This window comes from Aliidiomarina minuta (assembly GCF_003987145.1).
In the GTDB taxonomy this organism is placed as follows: Bacteria; Pseudomonadota; Gammaproteobacteria; order Enterobacterales; family Alteromonadaceae; genus Aliidiomarina; species Aliidiomarina minuta.
Genome location: NZ_PIPL01000001.1, coordinates 759,385 through 779,558 on the forward strand (window position 1 = coordinate 759,385; position 20,174 = coordinate 779,558).

Annotated in this window: 17 protein-coding genes; 8 read left to right on the top strand and 9 right to left on the bottom strand. The window is 48.5% G+C overall.

The genetic code is table 11. From position 1 onward, the window contains the following. Positions 1 to 35 precede the first annotated feature (35 nt). From ygfZ to CWE09_RS03655, 5 genes are all read left to right on the top strand, one after another. A complete protein-coding gene (ygfZ, locus tag CWE09_RS03635) occupies positions 36 to 935 on the top strand; it encodes a CAF17-like 4Fe-4S cluster assembly/insertion protein YgfZ (protein ID WP_126802651.1) in 900 nt (299 codons plus the stop codon). Beyond that, positions 928 to 1,413, top strand: coding sequence for an FKBP-type peptidyl-prolyl cis-trans isomerase (locus CWE09_RS03640; protein ID WP_126802652.1), 486 nt, complete (start codon positions 928 to 930; stop codon positions 1,411 to 1,413). Before ygfZ ends, CWE09_RS03640 begins: the two co-directional genes overlap by 8 nt. 159 nt (positions 1,414 to 1,572) lie before the next feature. Beyond that, positions 1,573 to 4,005, top strand: coding sequence for a S9 family peptidase (locus tag CWE09_RS03645; protein ID WP_126802653.1), 2,433 nt, complete (start codon positions 1,573 to 1,575; stop codon positions 4,003 to 4,005). 177 nt (positions 4,006 to 4,182) lie between these two features. After that, a complete protein-coding gene (locus CWE09_RS03650) occupies positions 4,183 to 4,539 on the top strand; it encodes a hypothetical protein (RefSeq protein ID WP_126802654.1) in 357 nt (118 codons plus the stop codon). Between the two features lie 56 nt (positions 4,540 to 4,595). Further along, positions 4,596 to 5,492 (top strand): phospholipase A, encoded by an 897-nt coding sequence (locus CWE09_RS03655; protein WP_126802655.1) that lies wholly within the window; start codon positions 4,596 to 4,598, stop codon positions 5,490 to 5,492. A 1-nt stretch (position 5,493) separates the two neighbouring features. On the opposite strand, the gene arfB is transcribed toward CWE09_RS03655, so the two are convergent. Then, complete coding sequence (arfB, locus tag CWE09_RS03660) at positions 5,494 to 5,910, bottom strand: alternative ribosome rescue aminoacyl-tRNA hydrolase ArfB (RefSeq protein WP_126802656.1); 417 nt, start codon at positions 5,908 to 5,910, stop codon at positions 5,494 to 5,496. A 65-nt stretch (positions 5,911 to 5,975) separates the two neighbouring features. Between arfB and CWE09_RS03665 the strand changes: the two genes are divergently transcribed. The 3 genes from CWE09_RS03665 to CWE09_RS03675 all read left to right on the top strand — a co-directional run bounded on the left by CWE09_RS03665 (position 5,976) and on the right by CWE09_RS03675 (position 9,149). Further along, positions 5,976 to 7,307, top strand: a complete 1,332-nt coding sequence (locus CWE09_RS03665; RefSeq protein WP_126802657.1) for an amidohydrolase — start codon at positions 5,976 to 5,978, stop codon at positions 7,305 to 7,307. Positions 7,308 to 7,626: 319 nt separating this feature from the next. Beyond that, complete coding sequence (locus CWE09_RS03670) at positions 7,627 to 7,965, top strand: P-II family nitrogen regulator (protein WP_126802658.1); 339 nt, start codon at positions 7,627 to 7,629, stop codon at positions 7,963 to 7,965. A gap of 11 nt (positions 7,966 to 7,976) precedes the next feature. Beyond that, a complete protein-coding gene (locus CWE09_RS03675; RefSeq protein WP_126802659.1) occupies positions 7,977 to 9,149 on the top strand; it encodes an ammonium transporter in 1,173 nt (390 codons plus the stop codon). Between the two features lie 194 nt (positions 9,150 to 9,343). Here the strand turns inward: CWE09_RS03675 and CWE09_RS03680 are convergent, their stop codons facing one another. The 8 genes from CWE09_RS03680 to CWE09_RS03715 all read right to left on the bottom strand — a co-directional run bounded on the left by CWE09_RS03680 (position 9,344) and on the right by CWE09_RS03715 (position 20,104). Next, positions 9,344 to 11,494: a prolyl oligopeptidase family serine peptidase gene (locus CWE09_RS03680; RefSeq protein WP_126802660.1), complete on the bottom strand. Its 2,151-nt coding sequence runs from the start codon at positions 11,492 to 11,494 to the stop codon at positions 9,344 to 9,346. A 32-nt stretch (positions 11,495 to 11,526) separates the two neighbouring features. After that, positions 11,527 to 11,730 carry a hypothetical protein gene (locus CWE09_RS03685; protein ID WP_126802661.1) on the bottom strand — a complete coding sequence of 68 codons (204 nt, stop codon included), beginning with the start codon at positions 11,728 to 11,730 and terminating at the stop codon, positions 11,527 to 11,529. A 76-nt stretch (positions 11,731 to 11,806) separates the two neighbouring features. Continuing rightward, positions 11,807 to 13,087, bottom strand: coding sequence for a flavohemoglobin expression-modulating QEGLA motif protein (locus CWE09_RS03690; protein ID WP_126802662.1), 1,281 nt, complete (start codon positions 13,085 to 13,087; stop codon positions 11,807 to 11,809). Positions 13,088 to 13,100: 13 nt separating this feature from the next. Continuing rightward, positions 13,101 to 14,273, bottom strand: coding sequence for an endonuclease/exonuclease/phosphatase family protein (locus CWE09_RS03695; protein WP_198679588.1), 1,173 nt, complete (start codon positions 14,271 to 14,273; stop codon positions 13,101 to 13,103). 14 nt (positions 14,274 to 14,287) lie between these two features. Further along, positions 14,288 to 15,061, bottom strand: a complete 774-nt coding sequence (locus tag CWE09_RS03700; protein ID WP_126802663.1) for a class I SAM-dependent methyltransferase — start codon at positions 15,059 to 15,061, stop codon at positions 14,288 to 14,290. Between the two features lie 60 nt (positions 15,062 to 15,121). After that, a complete protein-coding gene (locus CWE09_RS03705; RefSeq protein WP_126802664.1) occupies positions 15,122 to 16,075 on the bottom strand; it encodes a toxin-antitoxin system YwqK family antitoxin in 954 nt (317 codons plus the stop codon). A 79-nt stretch (positions 16,076 to 16,154) separates the two neighbouring features. Beyond that, on the bottom strand, positions 16,155 to 17,798 hold the full coding sequence (locus CWE09_RS03710) for a toxin-antitoxin system YwqK family antitoxin (RefSeq protein WP_198679590.1): 1,644 nt from the start codon (positions 17,796 to 17,798) through the stop codon (positions 16,155 to 16,157). A gap of 11 nt (positions 17,799 to 17,809) precedes the next feature. Then, positions 17,810 to 20,104: a hypothetical protein gene (locus CWE09_RS03715; RefSeq protein WP_126802666.1), complete on the bottom strand. Its 2,295-nt coding sequence runs from the start codon at positions 20,102 to 20,104 to the stop codon at positions 17,810 to 17,812. Positions 20,105 to 20,174: the final 70 nt, after the last annotated feature.

A 20,174-nucleotide genomic window follows, 5' to 3' on the forward strand; every position in this document is an offset into this window, starting at 1 on the left:
CTCAGAGCATAATCGCAGAGCAAAAAGGAGCCGCAGTGAGCTTACCCATTCGCCACGCAAGCCAGCAACAAGAGCTAACCTGTACTACCCAGTTAGGAGCTATTCGTGTCAGCGGAGAAGACTGCCATAAATTTATGCAAGGCCAGTTAACCTGCGATATTGATCAGTTACAAGAAAACCAATGGGTCTTTGGTGGCCACTGTGACGCCCAGGGTAAGCTCTGGAGCGTATTTCGTGCTGCCTGGATGAATGGTGATTTACTACTTATCCAGCCACTATCAAGTATTGACGCCAGTCTGCAGCAGCTCAAAAAGTTTGCCGTCTTCAGCAAAGTAGACATTACCGATGCCAGCCAGCACTTAAGCTTTAAGTTACAGTTACAGCCTGGAAAAACATCGTCGACGCCAAGTGTGAAAACGGAAAAACAGCGCCTCATACTTAACTTAACTAATGCACAACTTGAAGTCAGCGAGCAACCTCAGAAAGCGGACTATGGCAGTGAATACTGGCTGGCTTATGAAATCGAACAAGGGGTCCCCCTGATTGGCCCGCCATTAACCACGGAATTTATACCGCAGATGGTTAATCTTGACAAATTAGGTGGCATCAACTTTAAAAAGGGTTGTTATATTGGTCAGGAGACCATAGCTCGTATGCATTACCGCGGAAAAAACAACCGCGAATTACGACAATTAACAGGGAAGTCCGAACAAATCCCCGCCACAGGTGTACAACTTGAACGCGCAATAGGTGATTCCTGGCGCCGGGCGGGTGCAGTTCTTAACGCAGTGCGTTATGATAATGGCGAAATCGCGTTACTGGCCGTTCTGCCGGTCAGTATTGAAAACGACGCGACACTTCGCATCAAGGGTGAAGAGAACAGTACTCTGACACTTTGCCCACCATTCGACAATCAGGAACTATCAGATGAGTGAAGCAATTACCGCAGATAAAGCCGTGACCATCCACTACGCCGTAAAAAACCCGGCCGGTGAGGTGCTCGATAAATCCAGCGAAGAGCAGCCTTTAGCTTTCATTTTCGGCCGCGGCATGCTGATCCCGGGCTTGGAAAAAGCTCTGGAAGGCAAAGCAGCGGGCGACTCTTTTGAAGCTGAAGTGCCAGCAGATGATGCTTATGGCGAGCGTCATGATGGTTTGGTACAGGCTGTACCACGCCAAATGTTTGGTGACAACGAAGTTGAGCCAGGCATGCAGTTTCGCGCTAGCACCGATAACGGTGACCAGAGCGTACTAGTTGTGGAAGTAAATGAAGAAACTGTAACCGTTGATGGCAACCACCCACTGGCAGGCGTAGACCTCAAGTTTGATGTGGAAGTTGTTGATGTGCGCGATGCGACAGCTGAAGAGCTGGATCATGGACACGTCCACGGTGAAGGTGGTGTTGAACACTAAGGTGTTTTAATACAACTTTGCGAAAAGGCACCTTCGGGTGCCTTTTTTGTTACATATCCCACCCGTTGTACTCTTTGTCTCATTGGCCTGGCAATTGAACTTGATAACCTGTTTGCTTATGCTCTTACGATCGATTAAATAAAAACAGGAAACCTTGTAATGCTCCAACAACAAATTCGACGCACCTTTGGCGTTGCTGCTGGCCTGCTGCTCTTTAGCCTGCCCGCAGCTGCTAATCAGATAGAAGTCAGCTACCAGCAACCCGCTCAGGAAGTTATAGATATTGTAGATGCAGCACCCGCGCCTGGTGCCAGCATAAGCCCAGGAAGCAACTACTTGCTGGTCCAGAACTACCCTGCACTTCCTGCACTTTCCGACCTGGCCGTTCCTGAATATCGATTGGCTGGCCGCCGTATTAACCCAGATAACAATACCATCAGCCAAAGCCGTTTTATTGAAAACCTGCGTATTGTTGACATCGGCTCAACTGAACAACGTCCAGTTTCCGGATTACCTGAAGATTCCCGCATTATAAATACACTTTGGGCACCTGATGGTGAACAGCTGGCAGTACTTAATATGGAAGCCGATCAGGTAAGCCTGTGGTTGGTAGATGCACAAAGCGCGGAAGCTTCACGCTGGACTGACGTTCAAGTCAACGCCGTCTGGGGCGGACAAATGCACTGGAATGAAGACAGTAGCGCTGTCTACCTGCTTGCAGTAGATACTGAGCGAGGCGAGGAACCTAAGGCCAGCCCAGTTCCACAAGGGCCTATAGTGACAGAAAGTCGTGGTCGTACGGCTCCCGCCAGAACCTATCAGGATTTGCTGGCTGACTCCCATGACGAATTACTTTTTGACTATTATTTCAGCAGTCAGATTACCCGCATCGATCAACAAGGCAACCAGAAAAAAATTGGTGAACCCGGTGTTTTTAACACCTTCAGCCTCTCTCCTGACAGCCAGCATCTTCTGGTTACCGAGTTACAGCGGCCTTATTCTCACGCCGTGCCACAATTTCGTTTTGCGCGTACAACCGAGGTCTGGAACACTGATGGCGAAAAGGTTTATCAGGTGGTAGAACAGCCGCTGGCTGATGACTTACCTATCTCTTTTGATGCTGTGGTAGAAAGTCGCCGTAGTATCTCCTGGCGCAATGACGCCGACGCCACACTGGTTTGGGCGCAGGCCGCCGACGGTGGTGACCCGCGCAACGAAAGTGATGTTCGCGACCAGGTATTTCAACTGCCCGCACCTTTCGACGCTGAACCGGAAAAATTACTGGAACTGAGCACTCGTTACGCTCGTCTGTTAGCAGCAGACGGTGATACGGCGATAGTTTGGGAACGTTGGTGGAACAGCCGTGAAGAAAAAGCCTGGCGCATAAATACTGCAGGCGAAGCTGAGCCTGAACTAATGTGGGAACGCTCCTGGCAGGATCGTTATGGCGATCCCGGCAGCCCCATGACCACCCGTACCGAAGACGGACGCCGTGTGCTTTTTGTTGATGACGGCCATATCTTACTTACTGGTGACGGTGCCTCTGATGAAGGCGATCGCCCTTTTATCGACCGCAGAAATCTGGATAGCGGAGACACTGAACGTTTATGGCGCTCGGAGTCGCCATATTTTGAGCAACCCAGAGCTTTAGTCGACGCTGAAAGCATGACCTTCCTGACGCAACGAGAAGCCAGCGATCAACCGGCTGATTTCTACCTGCGCACTTTAGGTGAAGAACAGCTCACGGCATTGACTCAGACTGAACACCCTATGCCGCATACGCTGGGGATTTCCCGAGAACTCGTACATTATGAACGTGAAGACGGCCTGGCGATGTCAGCCACTCTCTTTTTACCCGAGGGTTATGACGCCGAACGGGATGGCCCACTGCCTACTATAGTCTGGGCTTATCCGCGTGAATACCGCAGTGCTGCAGACGCCGCTCAGGTTTCAGGTTCGCCGTATGAATTTAATCGTATTTCCTTCTGGCGGCCTCAGTTCCTGGCAACGCAGGGCTACGCAGTCTTTGATAACGCGACTATGCCTATTGTCGGGGAAGGCGATAAACGACCGAATGATACTTTCATCGAACAATTGGTGATGAATTCGGAAGCGGTCATCAAAGCAGGTGTCGACAAAGGCGTTACCGATGCTAACCGTGTTGCACTGGGAGGCCACTCCTATGGTGCCTTTATGACAGCGAACGTACTAGCACATTCCGACCTCTTTCAGGCGGGCATTGCACGCAGTGGTGCTTACAACCGTAGCTTAACGCCTTTTGGTTTTCAGCGCGAAGAACGTACCGTATGGGACGACCCGCAACTGTACCTGGATATGTCGCCGTTTTTCTCAGCGCACCAGATAAAAACCCCTTTGTTATTGATACATGGTTCTGAAGATAATAACTCAGGCACCTTCCCTATGCAGAGTGAACGCCTGTATCAAGCCGTTAAAGGGCTTGGTGGAACTTCCAGACTGGTTATGCTGCCGCTGGAGTCACATGGCTATCGCGCACGTGAGTCAATACTGCATATGCTTTGGGAAACCGTTGAATGGCTGGACGAGTTTGTCAAAGATGCTGACACTGAATAATCGCAGCTTATAGCACTAAAAATCCCCGCGTTGTTTACAATGCGGGGATTTTTTTAAGCCACGCTATTTTATTAGCTTATAGGTACTGCGAAAACTTTAATTAAAAAGCACTTGTTTCAACACCTTAAAATAAATAATCTACGCATTGCTTACACTATTAATCTAAGGAAAATGTATATGGACCATAACAATGACATTCCCGATGAAGCTATTACAGGCGCATCAGAGGCTAAACAAAATCTGACACCGACCACAGAAACCACTGATGCTGAAAACAATTTGCCGGTTATTCTTTCAATCTACTGGTCTTTTCTCTGGCGCTCAGTCGCTGTAGGCTTGCTCACGTTACTAATTTTCAGTTTCATTCTCGGTTTTGTTCTAGCCATGATCGATAAAGTAGAGCTTGCAGAAACCCTAGGGGGCATTGCTACCATAGTTATCGCTGTCCCGGTAGGTATCTGGGCTCTGGGTTCCGCATTAAACAAACCGCATAAAGGTTATTCGATAGTTTTTAGCAAAAAAAAGGAACTCTGAATGGAAATCAGAGCAGCCTCTGCTATTTTAGAGGGGCTAACCTAAAGGAACTTTATATGCCAGCCTGCAAAATTACAGTCGTATCTCTATTTTTAGTAACATCAGTAAGCATTGCCGGCCAGGATGAAGAGCATCCGGAAATTATAGTTCCAGATATAGAAAGTAGAGTTGAAGCCCGCGTGCAGGCTGAATTAGAAAGCGCTGAGAACCCTTATGTAATAACCCCTCACCGACCGAATTACGTACTACCGGCAAAATTCAGCACACGCCGCAATGAAAGCTCGTTTGATGATATTCCCGATTCCGATATTATCAATAGCGTAGAGTTTAAAATGCAGTTCAGTTTTAAATACCCGCTCACTACCAGTCTTTTTGGAAGCAAACACAGTATCTGGTTTGCTTATACTCAGCAGTCTTTTTGGCAAGCCTACAATAATCAAGCCTCGCGGCCCTTTCGGGAAACCAATTACGAGCCTGAGGTTTTCATCGCTTTTGATCTCGACTTCGAAGTTCTAGGAATCGATCCTAAATACCTGAATATTAGTCTTAATCATCAGTCTAATGGACGTTCAGAACCTACTTCACGTTCCTGGAACCGGGTCATGGCCGAAGTTATTTTTGAATACGACAACCTGGCATTTTCAGTGCGCCCCTGGTGGCGTATCCCAGAGTCCAGTGACGATGATGATAATCCCGATATATACAGCTACCTGGGCTACGGCGATTTAACTGCCGTCTATAGCTGGGACCAGTACAGTGTGGATGTCATGTTGCGCAATAACCTGCACCGAAGCAACAACCGAGGGGCTATTCAGGTCGGTTTCACCTTCCCCTTGTGGAACCGTTTCAAAGGTTACGTGCAATATTTTAACGGCTATGGCGAGTCCTTAGTCGACTACAACTATCATAACCAAAGTCTGGGTGTCGGTATCATTCTGACTAGCTGGCTATAAATCAATCTATACTTTTATTCTGGCGTAACACCTTAGTTGCGCCCCGCTTCTTTTTAGACTCAATTCTTTTGCGCTTCGCGGAACGCGAAGGTTTAGTCGCAATTCGCCGTTTCTGAGTCACATTGACGCTTTTCACTAAAGCAATGAACTGCTCCAGTGCCAATTCTCTATTATTCAGCTGACTCCGGGTTTCCTGGCACTTAATAATAACCTTGCCACTTTGCGTAATGCGATGATCCCGTAACTGCAACAAACGTTCTTTATAGAACTCAGGTAAAGACGAAGCCTGTATATCAAAAATCAGCTGCGCCGCAGTGGCAACTTTATTTACATTCTGGCCACCGGCTCCACTGGAACGAATGAACTGCCATTCGATTTCCTGTTCTGCAATATTGACTCGGGCTGAGATCTGAATCATGTTAGTCCTGATTAATAAAAAAGTATCGTAAAGCATGCATCCAATGCCCCAGCAAGGAGATTGAAATGTTAGACAAATTTGAGCATGCACTGCATGTTGCCAGAAAATTCCCTATTGCACGAACACTGGCGGTAATCGCAAGTGTTAGCTTAAGCCATGCAGCCCTGGCTGAAAACCTCGAATTACGTGCTATTTCCGCTGATCTTGAACAACAGGTCATTGAATGGCGCCGGGATATTCATCAGCACCCTGAGCTTAGCAACCGCGAGTTCCGCACAGCAGCTCTGGTGGCTGAGCATCTCGAATCACTGGGCATGGAAGTACAGACTGAAGTAGCACATACCGGCGTAGTCGGTTTCCTGCGTGGAGGTAAACCAGGGCCTACTATCGCACTGCGGGCTGATATGGATGCTTTACCGGTCACCGAGCAGACAGATGTACCTTTTGCCTCGACTGCTATAGGTGAATACCGAGGCCAGGAAGTCGGCGTAATGCACGCCTGCGGTCATGACCTGCACGTTGCTATTTTAATGGGTGCCGCTCAACACCTGGCCTCAATTCAGGATGAAATTGCAGGTAATGTGATGTTTATCTTCCAACCGGCAGAAGAAGGAGCCCCTCCAGGAGAAGAAGGCGGTGCTGAATTAATGCTCAAAGAAGGCCTCTTTTCTGAACATAAGCCAGATGCCGTGCTCGGAATCCACGTTTGGTCTGCAGGAACAACAGGTACTATTGGTTATCGCGAAGGAGCGCTTATGGCCTCATCAGATCGTTTTGAAATCTTCGTGAAAGGCGAACAAACCCATGGCTCACGTCCCTGGGGCGGAGTCGATCCTATTGTAGCCGCTGCTCAAATCATTAATAACGTACAGACTATTGTCAGTCGTCAGGTAGATATTACCGCTGCTCCCGCTGTAGTTAGCTTTGGCAAAATTGAAGGCGGCGTGCGCAATAATATCATTCCCGATGAAGTGTACCTGGAAGGCACCATACGCAATTTCGACATGGATATCCGTCAGCAGATTTTTAAAAAGTTAGAGACTACTGCAGTCCACACCGCCAAAAGCAGTGGAGCTGAAGCCGACGTGCATATTCACGAAGGTTATCCTGTAACTTACAATAACCCAGAACTGGTACAGCGCTTAATGCCCACTACTCAACGCGTAGCCGGAACTGATAATGTTCACCAAAATGAGCTGGTTACCGGTGCAGAAGATTTTTCATTTTATGCAAACGAAGTTCCTGGCATGTTTGTGTTCCTTGGCATAACGCCGCCGGGCCAGGACCCTGCAACCGCCCCAAGCAATCATTCACCTCACTTTTATGCGGATGAAGATGCTTTAAAAGTAGGCACCGAACTCTTTGTGAACTGGGTACTTGATTACCCTAAAAGCTAATAAAAAAAGCCCCTGAAAAAATCAGGGGCGAATACTACTTACTTCCAGGGATAGAAAGTTCATCAATCACATCAGACTATTCGTTCCAACAACTATACAAATTCACCTCAATCAAAACGATAATCCAGGCCTTTCATATCCGTTATCGACAGTTTCAATTAATACTTTAAATGCACCAGATGCGCTCATTGTCGCACAAAAAAAGAGCAGTCGCTTTAGGGTTTAAAGTAAAATCTATGTAAATTCAGCAAGTTATAACCTGGCACGCCTCTTGATAGAGAACCTTTGTCTGTAACTACAACAACAAAGGGACGCTCTCATGCAACTCATTATTGCAATTATCAAACCCGCCAAGCTCGCAGATGTGCGTGATGCACTGAATGACATTGGCTGTAAAGGTATGACAGTCACCGATGTCAAAGGATTTGGTCAGCAAAAAGGTCATGACGAACTCTATCGTGGCGCCAAATACCGGGCCGAATTCTTGCCCAAAATCCGACTCGATATTGCTGCAGTCAATGAACAGAGCCAGCAAATCGTCGACACCATTCAGAAGGCCAGCCACACAGGAAGCACCGGCGACGGCAAGATATTTGTCTTGTCGCTGGAACAGGTCGTTCGTATTCGCACATCAGAAACTGATGAACAGGCCATTTAAGGAGCATACTCATGACTATTGAAGAACTAAGTTACTCACTGGATACATTTTACCTGTTGATCAGTGCTGCCCTGGTGATGTGGATGGCCGCGGGTTTCTCAATGCTGGAAGCCGGTTTGGTGCGCAGTAAAAACACCACTGAAATATTAGTTAAAAACATACTGCTCTATGCAATTGCCTGTACTTGTTATTTGTTAATAGGGTATAGGCTCATGTACGGTTCGCCGGACGTTACCGATTTCGCTCCCTCTGCAGATTTCTTTTTCCAGATGGTTTTCGTAGCCACCGCCATGTCTATTGTCTCAGGGGCGGTAGCAGAACGTATGAAATTACTCAGTTTTCTGATTTTCTGTATTGTGCTGACCAGTTTTATTTACCCGATTCAGGGTAGCTGGAGTTGGGGTGAAGGCTTTTTAGACCAGGCAGGCTTTGTCGATTTTGCAGGCTCAGGCATTGTCCATATGGCCGGTGCATCGGCCGCTCTTGCGGGTGTATTGCTGCTTGGGCCCCGCAAAGGGAAGTATGGTAAAGACGGTGAAATCAATGCCATTCCGGGCGCTAACATGCCTCTGGCTACCCTGGGTACTTTCATCTTGTGGATGGGCTGGTTCGGCTTTAATGGTGGCTCACAACTACAGCTTAGCGGTACCGACAATGCAGACGCTATAGCGTTAGTTTTCGTTAACACCAATGCAGCGGCAGCATGTGGCGCACTCGCGGCCTTTGTAATAGTACGGCTGGTCTGGCAAAAAGCCGATTTAACCATGATATTAAATGGTGCTCTGGCTGGTCTTGTTGCCATTACTGCGGAGCCCTCCACACCAACCCCAGGCATAGCTTGTCTTATCGGCCTGGGTGCCGGTTTGCTGGTCGTGCTTTCTATCGTAGTGCTGGACCGGCTGCGCCTGGATGATCCTGTAGGTGCTATCTCAGTGCATGGGGTAGTAGGTTTATACGGTTTGCTGTTAGTGCCCGTCACCAGCAGTGACGCCACGGTTTTAAATCAGCTTTATGGCGCTGGTACCATCTTTGCCTGGGTCTTCGGGCTTAGCCTGGTGGCCTGGTTTCTACTTAAAATCACCCTGGGTATTCGCATCAGTGAAGACGATGAATATCAAGGCAGTGATATTAGTGATTGCGGTGTCGAAGCTTATCCCGAGTTCGTCACTCAAAAAACATCCTGAACTTAAGGGGCCTGCGGGCCCCTTTCTCTTCCACGAATAGCCTGGCGGCAGGTGGAACCTGCCCTACCCTAAACCGTCAACAACGTAGGGCCAGGCTCTCCCTGCCGTGGGCGCTATTTTCAAGCCATAAAAATCAGTTACAAAAAAACCGCCGTAACTTCAGATACGGCGGCTTTTGCGTTTAACGCGGATTATTAATCCAGGTTAACTTCTTCTTCGCCCATGCTGTACAGGGTAAAACTCAGGATGTCCGCGGCCTGATCGATGATCATAGACATCGGCATGCCCGCACCGTGACCAGCATTAACAGCAATGCGGATCAACTGTGGGTTGGTGCCACTGTCTTTGTCCTGCAATTCCGCCGCAAATTTAAAGGAATGCGCAGGTACTACGCGGTCATCATGATCAGCAGTGGTAATCATAGTCGCCGGGTAAGTTACGCCTTCTTCTACATTGTGCAGTGGTGAATAGTCCAGCAGATAGCGGAACATTTCTTCGCTGTCTTCAGCGGTACCATAGTCATGCGCCCAGCCCGCACCAGCGGTGAAGGTATGATAGCGCAGCATATCCAGCACGCCGACCGCAGGCAAAGCAACCTGGAAAAGATCCGGACGCTGAGTCATCACCGCACCGACTAACAGACCACCGTTAGAGCCACCGCGTAAAGCAAGTTTCTCGCTGGAAGTGTAGTTCTCTTCAATCAGGTATTCAGCGGCTGCAATAAAGTCGTCAAACACATTCTGTTTGTTCAACTGAGTGCCGCCCTGATGCCATTCACGACCATATTCGCCACCACCACGGATATTAGGCACAGCATAAATGCCGCCCATATCCATCCAGACTGCGTTCATCACACTGAATGAAGGTGTCAGGCTGATATTAAAACCACCATAACCATAGAGCAGTGTTGGGTTGCTGCCATCCAGATCGATGCCTTCACGGTAGCTGATAATCATCGGAATACGGGTGCCGTCTTTCGAAGTATAGAAAACCTGTTCTGAAACATAGTTCTCAGGATCGAAATCAGCACCTGATTGAATATAAAGATCCGACTCACCGCTGTCAGGATTAAAAGCATAAGTATTAGAAGCGGTTATATAGTTAGTGAAGGAATAATAAAGGGTTTCGTCGTCTTTATTGCCCGAGAAACCACCTACAGAACCCACACCCGGTAAATCGATTTCACGTACCAGTTGACCTTCATAGTCATACTGTTGCACCTGGGCAACTGCATCCACCATGTACTGGGCAAATATATAACCACTGCCCGTTGAAACCCGCAGCACGTTTTCAGTTTCAGCGATCAGATCCTGCCAGTTCGCTGGTTGAGGCTCACTGGCTGAAGTCGATACCAGACGCTGATTAGGCGCATCCAGATTGGTAACCAGGAATAATGTATCGCCGTCGTTATCCAATAAACGTGTATCTGAATCAGTGTGATCCAGAATGGTCACAAAATCGCTGTCAGACTCTGATAAGTCACGTAAAAAAAGTTTATTGCCCGAGGTTGATACGGATGCAGAAACCAGTAGATAACGATCATCTTCGGTAACCTGAGCGCCTACATAACGGTGGATCTCATCTTCAGCTTCACCAAAAATAACAGGATCATCAGACTGCGACGTACCCAGCTCATGATAATAAAGTTTATGCTGGTCGGTCATTTCTGACAACGCACTGCCTTCTGGCTTGTCGTAAGTAGAGTAATAGAAACCCTGGTTTCCGTACCAGGAAATGCCAGTAAATTTAATGTCCGTCAGAGGTTCGACTATCTCTTCTTTAGTTTCGGCATCCAACACATAAATGGTGCGCCAGTCACTACCGCCTTCGGAAGTCGCATAAGCGACTAAAGAGCCGTCGCGGGAAAAACTAAGCTGTGCCAGCGAGGTAGTGCCATCTTCACTGAAAGTATTAGGGTCGAGAAATATTTCCTCTTCGCCACCTTCTTTTTTACGATAGATAACCGATTGATCTTGCAGACCGTCGTTACGTGAAAAATAGATATAGTCGCCTTCAGTAAAAGGCGCACTGACTCGTTCGAAGTTCCAGGCGTCTGAAAGTGTCTGACGCACGCTGTCGCGATAAGGGATCTGCTCAAGATAGGAAAAAGTCACTTCGTTTTGGGCTTCTACCCAGGCTGCGGTTTCTTCGCTGCGATCATCTTCCAGCCAGCGATAGGGGTCGGCCACTTCGGTGCCAAAATAAGTGTCTATTGTGTCTGAGGTTCTGGTTTCAGGGTAAGTCACTGCTTGTCCGTTGTCGTTATTGCTTGAAGACGCTGGCTCATTAGCCGCGCCGCAGGCCGTGAGCAGGGCGAGCGCTGCTAAGGGAAATAAATATTTCATTATTATATAAACTCCAAAAGTTGCTTAAAATTTCAGACAGCGCTGTCACTTAATTGAGCTAAAATTTCCTGAATACGCTGTTGCTGGCGATTGTACCGCTCTTCTTTTTCGCTATGCTCAAGTTGCAGGTTTTCATTTTTATCCTGCAACTCTCTCACCTGCTCTTTGAGCTGATGATTCTGTTCAATCAGACTTTGCACGGCACTTTCCAACTTATTTATCATTGGTTCAGTCATGCTCTTGTATCCAATTCAAAAAAACCAGCCTAAGACGATAATCAATCAGCAGGCTGAATGCCAGTAAAAAACTATATCAGGTTATTAAAGCCCGGTAATCCTGTTCCAACTGAGCGAATGAAAAACCGCCCAAAAAGCGATTAAAGCTCAGCCAGGTCGCCAACCCGCGTAAGTCTTTGAAATGCGGCGGTACATAAGCAGGTGCGCTAACTACACCGGCATCATGCAATTCGCAAATAAGAGCAAAGTCATCCACCGCCAGTTTACCCGATAACAATAACGGCAAACGCTCAATGCGTCCCCGCTGAATGGCTACCTGGATCAGGTTATACACCAGCACAAAACCTTTGATATAGGCTAAATCTTTAGTGAACGGCATTCCATCTGGTGTACTGCCACGAAAAACGCGCTGAGTGAGCGTATAACTCTCGTCAGGACTCATGCCGCGTTCCAGTCCATCACGATAGACGTCAATGAAATTAGCACCAGACGCCGCCATAGCCACTGCCTGAATGCGCTGCACCAGTTTATTCAGGCGTCTTGGAGTAGAACGCAAAGTAACAATTTCGGTCAGGACGGCTAGTCCCTCCTGAGTTACCGTGGCGCTGGGCGTGCCTTTACTTAATGACGTCAGATAAGGCTGTTTAAGACCATTTTGAGTGGTGCCCACATGAATCCAGCCTTCATGCACTTCCAGAATATCCAGCTCACGTTGCGAGAACTTCACGCCCTGATTAAGCTTAATTCGATCGCTGCCTGCGGAGGCGTCACTGACAATGCCATCTGACAGCATCACCTGCACGGAGAGTTCGGACATGCTGCTATTTAGTTGTGCCTGCAGTTTTTCCACCGCATCCGCCGCCTCGATGTCTTTGTCTTCTTCCGGTAACGCATTGGTACTCAACAAACCCGACAAAGGTTCCTGCAGCATACTTGCCAGCTCGCTCAAGGTGGGCTCCCCGGCATGAAATTTGTCATCCGGATGGCCATAAAGCTCTACTGAGAGTTCATGAAAATCAGGCGTACCACGGGACTCCAGCATACGTATGACATCTTTATACTCGCGACAGGCACGGCTCATAAGCTGAGTGATCGGGCTTAACTGGCCCAGTTCCTTTACAATATCCCGTTGCAGCTGGGAAAAACCATGACGCAACTCAACAGGATCAAAACCTAAATTACGGCTCTTATAATAATTCTGGTCAATAGCGGGTAAACGCTCGCCCTTATGTTTGAAAAACTCATCGCGCACGGAACGATCCCAATTAATCGCATCCAGCACCCGTATAGGCGACTGCAAAGCAACCAGCCGTTCCGAAAGCACTCTGGCACTGTCTAACAGATGTTTCTCAACCATACTCACTAACGCCCTATTTTAATTTTATCTGCAACCAGACCAGGCGATGATCCGAACTCGCGCTGCGACTAGCCACCAGTTCATAATCAGCTTCATCGATAGCCGGCCAGAAAACACCACTGTCCATTACCTCCAGACCGTGAGCCGAAGGGATTACGTAGTCTACCCGGGCACGCCAGCTGGCAGTATGCGCCGCTGCATGAGGATTATCCAGCGTATGCTCCGCCGCACCACGACTGACCGGTGTGATATCGCCCTGTACAACGCGATTTTCCAGTAAATGAACAATAGCCGAACGTATACTGTCGCCTTCCACCGGCGATGAGTTTAAATCGCCCATAATGAGAAAACGAGTGTCGTCCGGCAAGGCGCCGCTGCGTCCCTGATCGTCATAAATATAGTCGCCCTGCCCCCGACTTATATAATCGTTCCAGAAACGAATTTCGTCGTGATTGCGTTTGCCATTACGATTTTCCGGACCATCAAAAACAGGCGGTGTTGGGTGACTGGCCAGCACATGCACTGTCTTGTCGCCTACTTGCAGTGGAATGTCCCAGTGTGATTTCGAAGATAATGGAAATTGCGCCCAGGCCTCTGGACTATACCAGGGACTTCCGTCAGCCTGGAGAGTTACCTTATGGTCGGGCATGTCTTTCCATTTAAAATGGCGAAAGGTGCGTATCTGCTCTTCCTCTATGGGGAAACGCGACAATAACAGCATGCCATACTGACCCGGATAAACGCCATATCCCCAGGCGTCGGCCCCAGTGCCCGATTGTTCGCCGTCACGATTGAGATCATACGGGCTGGGCTGACCGGTATTTACCTGGTCATAAAAATAATGCCCATAATGGATAGGTTCGGCCCCTTGCTGGGATACCGCCAGATAATTTTGCAAAAAAGCTTCCACGCCCTTTTTCGGATTTTCAATGTAGTCAAACTCGGTCAGTAAAATAACGTCCGGGCGCTGCAACTGGATAATTCGTGCTATGGCCTGGATCTGCGCTTCGTCTCCAGCACGCAGACGTTCAATGAGCACCTGTTCGCTCTTCTGCTCATCGTCTCCGACATAATTTTCAGCCTCCATGCTGACATTAAAAGTAGCGACCCGTATTTCCGCAGCCGAAGCAAACATGCTGACTCCTGTTAACAGCAGGCCGCATACACCTGTAATGAAAAATTTCATAAAGCTTCCGTATATTATTCGATAGTGGCCGCAATCACATAGTCGTGCCCTGAAGGGAGTCCATTGTATTTGACCAGCAGCTGCATGCCTATACGATGCATATTCTCGATATGTTTTAACATGCTTTCGGCGACCTGTTTATCCGCAAAATGGGCAACACGTTGTCGACACATCCCCAACTGACTATTTATAAAGCGCTCACCATAACGTATTGGAAACCGTTGGCCGCTAATGACTGTATAACCGGCCCGTTTTAAGTGCCGCATGACCCAGTCACTGGGATATTCCCGATAAGGTCGCTGGCGAGCCAGCAACAGGCAAGCATCACGCAGGCGTCCGATATCGCCTATGTACTGCCCCACTTCGTCCTGAGCAACCAAAGGTACGTAGGGCTCAAGCGCGGTAATGTAGAGACGTCCGCCAGGTTTCAGGTGGGCTTTAATACGTTCGAGCACAAGATCCTGCCAGTAAGGGGCAAATCCGTCGACCGCACCAATAAAATAGTCCAGTAACAGGGTATCAAATTGCTCACCGCGCAGAAGCTTATCATCGATCCAGTTGCCTACCAGAATTCTATCCTGCTCACGCAACTCGCCCGGATAATCACGCTCTGAATTCCGCGCCATACTGGCCGAAGCCGTAACAGCGGTCCAGCTCTCAGTACTCAGAGTGCTTATCCATTGCAAGGATTTAACGCCGGTGCCGACATCTAAAACATGTCCCCAGGGACGATCCTCGTGCAGTGCTTCTATATGCTTAAATAAACCGGATATATTTTTTGTTTGCAAAACCTATACCTCTCACATCAGATTGTTACTTTATAACATACAGATGTGAGATTTTCTCAGTCATTCACTATAAGATTCAGTGACTTTTTCATCTTCTTTGACATACACCCATTCACCAACCCGATTGCCAGATTCATACTGACCTGCAATGACGACATCGCCCTGGCCGTTGGTGCGCTCGTAGGTTCCATGCCGCTGACCTGCCCGGTACTGAACCCGTTCCACACCGCCCGTCCAGCGGGTTTGTACAAACCAGCCTTCGCGTTTTCGATCAAGGAATTCACTGCGATCCTGCACCTCACCATTACCGCCATAACCTTTAAACAAGCGCCAGCGTCGATTATTGCTTTGTATGCGCTCTTCTTCGAGCTGACCATAAGCATTATACTCCTGACGTAACGTAGCGGGTCCATAATCTGACTCCACAGGCTCTTTTAACTGAATTAAAGAACCATCAACGTGGTAGGTACGCAGCACCACCTCATTTTCATCTTCATTCAACAGCCGATAGCTTTTCTTCTGACCGTTGGCATGCCACTCCCACTGTTCGCCGACCATACGACCATGCTGGTAATTTTGTCGCTGCTGAACCTGACCATTAGCAAAGAAACTGACTTGCTGGCCGTGCAATTCACCATTTAAATAACTGGTTTGCTGCCGTTTACGTCCTTCTTCATCATATTCAGTCAGTATGCCATGCCATTCGCCCTGCAAGGTGCGAAAGCCCTCTTTCAGCAGAGTCCCGGACTCATAATAAGCACGATAAGGACCGTAAAAACGCATAGGATCAAGGTTCAGGCGAATAATTGATGTTTCCAGATAGGTGGCTCCGGACAGGTAATTGACCTCTACCTGATAGCCCCGTTCTTCCGCTTCTTCCCAGTTATCCAGCACATAAACCGCATCCGCTTCAACGGTGCGCTCCATATCATGGTTTAACCATATAGTGTCGGCCGTGGCTACGGGAGTAATGCTCAGACAGAGCACCGCCCAGATACCGGTAATCACTTTCATTAATAAACTCCTCGCAACGCCTGCAATCTCCAGGAGGTAGACGCGCTGCGGTCTTTTTGGTTCCACTCTACAGGTAAGTCTAGTCAATCAGGTCCTCAGGCGCGCGCTCTTCGGTGACATCACCATCCTGATAGATGCGTACCGACGAAAGCGTACCCTGAAAATAATAATGCTCTTCACCGTGGCGAACGCCATGTTTATAATCAGTCACGGCTTGTAACGCACCATTTTCCTCAAACTGGATTTGTCTACCATGGTACTGGCCTTCATCATCATACTGCGAGATTCCGAGTAAATAGCCTTGTTCTGAATAACTACGCCATGTCCCAACCTGCGCACCGGAGGCAAACTTGCCTTCCATAAAGGCAGTGTTATGAGAATAACTGTCCCGGATTCTCCAGGGACCATAACGCTGACCTTCAATATATTCGCCTTGGGTTGTCAGTTCGCCATTTTCATAACCACGAACCTCACCATGCAGTTCGCCATGACGATAGTGTTCCAGCCTGACTAACTGGTCATCTTCATCAAGCTCTCTGCGCTCACCGTGTAACTTTCCGTCGTCGTCATAAAATTCATAAAACTGACGATAGCCCAGGTTCTGATACCACTCGCCCACGCGGGTGCCATGTTTATAAGCACCTGAAGCCAGTACGTTGCCTTCACCATCGACTTCTTTATAGTCACCGTGATACTGCCCCTCAAAAGACTCAGCTTCTGTATAGCCGTCGTCCCAGCGCATGTTAAAAGAGCGGCCATGACGTCTGCGATCCAGGGTTTCGCTTCGCTCAACCAGTTCGCCATCGACATCATAACGCTCCCTGAGATACCATCTGTTATCGTCACTTTGCGTAGTTCGACGACGCAATTGACCAGCGTCATTGTATTCCTCAGTCAAAGTTGCCGGACCGTACTCTGAATCCACCGGTTCTTTAATGCGTTCTTTACTGCCATCTTCGTAATAAGTGCGGGCTATCTGCTCGTTGCCTTCTTCATCAAACACCTGGTGGCTCTGTAGTGTGCCATTGGCATACCATGACTTGTGTTCACCAACCTGGCTACGCATGTCATATTCGCCACGGCTTTTGATCTGACCATCCTCAAAGTACTGTTCTGACAGTCCATGTAAACGGCCGTCTTTGTAGTGTCTTCTCGCTACCAAAACGCCTTCATCGTTCCAGCGTTTCTCTTCGCCTTCTTTGCTGCCGTTAACATAATGGTTTTGCAATCGCTGCTGGCCACTGGGGTAATACGACTTATAAGGACCATGGCGCTCATTATGTTCAACATGCTGTTCACGAAGGAGCTGCCCGTCTTCATAATAAGTAACATAAAGGCCATGCACCTGGTCATCTCTATAGGGAGCTTCCCAATGTACATTGCCATTCTCGTGGTAAGTGACCACAGTCCCCTGATGCAATCCTTGTTCATCCCGGGTGCCTTCCTGCAGCACCTGTCCGGACCTGAAGTACAGACGGTAATCCCCTGTCAGGGTGCTGTCAGACACTTCGGGCTGATCGATAAAGCTTTCAAAGCGTAACTCCCCGGACAGGAAGTTAACCCGCATCAGATAACCTTCGTCGGTTTCAATAATTTCATCCAGCACAAAAGTAGCTTCAGCTTCTGCAACCGGCTGCATCTCTTCATTCAGCCAGATACTTTCTGCGAAGGCTGCAGAACTCAGCAACAAAAGGGTTAGAGATAGTAATGTTTGTTTCATCATAATTCCCTGATTCAGTCCTGATGCGCAGCATCTGCAGATGGCAATGCCGGAAACTGATGCTCCCATTCCCGTGCAAAAGCATCTCCTGATGCCTGCAATTCTTCTACCCGTTCAACACGGCCGGCAATTCGTAAAAAGCCTTCTTCAGTAACAAAATCGTCCAGCGTTAAACGGGTCAGATCCAGACGTCGCTGATTACCAAACCCCGGCGGCGGTATCACTGTCAGAGCTCTGTCCGTAGTGTCCAAGAAACGATAACGACGTAACAAATCAACCAGTACCATATCGCTATGGGTGTCCTGCCAGTCATCGCCAAGCAACTCAGTGACAGCAATCAGCCAGCTTTGCTCGCCCAGTTCAAGATCCAGCGCATGCCATTCCGGCTCACCTCCACAACTCATACTGAGCACCACTTCATGCTCATAAAAAAATTCCCGTACTCCATCTTCGGTCGCCAGCTGATACACCACTTGCTGAGGCAATGACAATTCGCGATGCATATGCTGCTCGCGAGGGTCATGTTCGCGCCAGGTAATCGCGCGGCCCGCTTCTTCAACATCGGAGGTCTGCTGCAACTCACATAAAGCCGCCTGTTCGTGACTGAGCGCCATATAAAGTTGCGGGCGGTCAAAACTCACCGGCTCGACATTCTGAAGGCTGTTCAACTGGAAGTTGAAATCGGTCCGCGAAGGATTGGCATAATCAGGGTACTTAGAAAACAGATAGTGGCTGGACGTAGGTTCCAGCTCAATATTGCTTAATGCCGCATCAGGGTCATAAAAACGTACCTGTTTCTCCTGCACAGGCTCATCACCGATAAGAAAGGTCATCAAGCGGACCTTATTAGGGCCTTCGTCTGCAAAATACAGCGTATAGGTCGTCGGGTAATAACCCTGGCGGATTACCTCAAGCAGACTGCGTTCGCCGTCATCCAGCCAGTCAGGTGTATTTTCTGCCCGATCATATTGCAGACTGCCATCGCTCGGGCCATCAATGCTGATGCCAAAATAGGCTTTTTCGGTATACTCCAGCTTAAGATAATACACGCCCTCTTCATCGGCAGGCGTCAGTATTGCTCGCGCGCCATGATGCTCCAGAACGGTTTCGCTGTCTTCTACAGGCAATTCAACCAACTCATAAGTAACAGGAAAGCGTTGTACCGTGGCTTCAATGGCCGCTAACTGCTCAAGCTTAGTTGCCATATCAGTCCAACCCAGGGGGTAGACATCGACACCTGTCTGCATAGCCTCGTCGTCACCATAATGATAGGTGAAGGCATTCACCCCGTGCAGGGTAAGATCCAGAACATCACCATTCTGATCCAATGCCTGAAAATCAGTTATTTCAATATGGCCCAGACTTTCCATGTCAAACACATCATGAATATAACGTAAGGACAGTTTGTCATCATAGTCATCAATGCTCCCGCTGCTGGTTGGGAAAACCTTCGCTTCACTGGCCAGCTCAAGGTCGTCCAGCGTGTCTGGCAAAGCTGAAGTGTCTATAGGGAAACTCTGGCCCGCGTCGCGCAAAAACTCCAGGTCCTGACCAGACTGCCAGTCTGCTGGCAGCACAGTAGCGACCATTCTTGCAGTGCCTTCCACATAGTCGTCCTGCAAAGGCATATCGACAATTAAGGTCGAGCGTTTCAACCAGCCCGTGCTGCGTTCCATCAATATATAACCGTAAAGCTTAATCTCGTCGTTTTCTCCCTCGATCAACAGCGTAACTAATTGGTCATCCAATTCTTTTACGGTCAGAGTGACCTCGGGGAAAGGTCCCTCAGCAGGCATTTGCTGAGTAGCACCTTCCCTTAAAGTGATACCGCTGCCATAACCGGGGCGGCTGAACTCGTCCTGCAATAACTCACGAATGGGGTCAAAACCGTCTTCATCCATACGGTCAATATTGTGATGAATAATAAAATCGGTAGCCTCGCCGCTCTGTTTATCCACTTGCATAGTGAAGCCGCCTTCCATCAACGGCCACAGCTCTTCCTGGCGGTAGTCAGGAGCATCCAGGCTACTGAATCCACCACGTCTGAAACGCATGCGTATATACTGAGGTTGCAGCAACACATCGTACGTAGAGGACTGTTCTTCTACGTCGTAGTCCATAAACATATGAGTGCGCACACGCTCGGAATCACTTCCACGAGAGCTGGTGGCTTCAATAAAGGTTTCGCTATACATCTGATAGCGACGGTGTTCACCATCATCAGGTTTAAATTGCAACGTTTGCGGTGGTTCAGAACATGCCATCAAGGCTAAAGAACAACCTAGCAAGAGAGAGAGTCGTTGAAGCATCTGCTTGTTTCCTTACAAATTTAGACAGAGTCTATGAAGAGGCTCGTAGCATACATTTGTCGAGAATGAT

What these genes read in the sequence shown, in the direction of transcription:
- CWE09_RS03705 (WP_126802664.1), bottom strand. Translation starts at nt 16,075, where the DNA reads ATGAAAGTGATTACCGGTATCTGGGCGGTGCTCTGTCTGAGCATTACT.
- CWE09_RS03640 (WP_126802652.1), top strand. Translation starts at nt 928, where the DNA reads ATGAGTGAAGCAATTACCGCAGATAAAGCCGTGACCATCCACTACGCC.
- CWE09_RS03665 (WP_126802657.1), top strand. Translation starts at nt 5,976, where the DNA reads ATGTTAGACAAATTTGAGCATGCACTGCATGTTGCCAGAAAATTCCCT.
- arfB (WP_126802656.1), bottom strand. Translation starts at nt 5,910, where the DNA reads ATGATTCAGATCTCAGCCCGAGTCAATATTGCAGAACAGGAAATCGAA.
- CWE09_RS03655 (WP_126802655.1), top strand. Translation starts at nt 4,596, where the DNA reads ATGCCAGCCTGCAAAATTACAGTCGTATCTCTATTTTTAGTAACATCA.
- CWE09_RS03685 (WP_126802661.1), bottom strand. Translation starts at nt 11,730, where the DNA reads ATGACTGAACCAATGATAAATAAGTTGGAAAGTGCCGTGCAAAGTCTG.
- CWE09_RS03710 (WP_198679590.1), bottom strand. Translation starts at nt 17,798, where the DNA reads ATGATGAAACAAACATTACTATCTCTAACCCTTTTGTTGCTGAGTTCT.
- CWE09_RS03695 (WP_198679588.1), bottom strand. Translation starts at nt 14,273, where the DNA reads ATGAAATTTTTCATTACAGGTGTATGCGGCCTGCTGTTAACAGGAGTC.
- CWE09_RS03715 (WP_126802666.1), bottom strand. Translation starts at nt 20,104, where the DNA reads ATGCTTCAACGACTCTCTCTCTTGCTAGGTTGTTCTTTAGCCTTGATG.
- CWE09_RS03680 (WP_126802660.1), bottom strand. Translation starts at nt 11,494, where the DNA reads ATGAAATATTTATTTCCCTTAGCAGCGCTCGCCCTGCTCACGGCCTGC.
- CWE09_RS03690 (WP_126802662.1), bottom strand. Translation starts at nt 13,087, where the DNA reads ATGGTTGAGAAACATCTGTTAGACAGTGCCAGAGTGCTTTCGGAACGG.
- CWE09_RS03650 (WP_126802654.1), top strand. Translation starts at nt 4,183, where the DNA reads ATGGACCATAACAATGACATTCCCGATGAAGCTATTACAGGCGCATCA.
- CWE09_RS03675 (WP_126802659.1), top strand. Translation starts at nt 7,977, where the DNA reads ATGACTATTGAAGAACTAAGTTACTCACTGGATACATTTTACCTGTTG.
- CWE09_RS03645 (WP_126802653.1), top strand. Translation starts at nt 1,573, where the DNA reads ATGCTCCAACAACAAATTCGACGCACCTTTGGCGTTGCTGCTGGCCTG.
- CWE09_RS03670 (WP_126802658.1), top strand. Translation starts at nt 7,627, where the DNA reads ATGCAACTCATTATTGCAATTATCAAACCCGCCAAGCTCGCAGATGTG.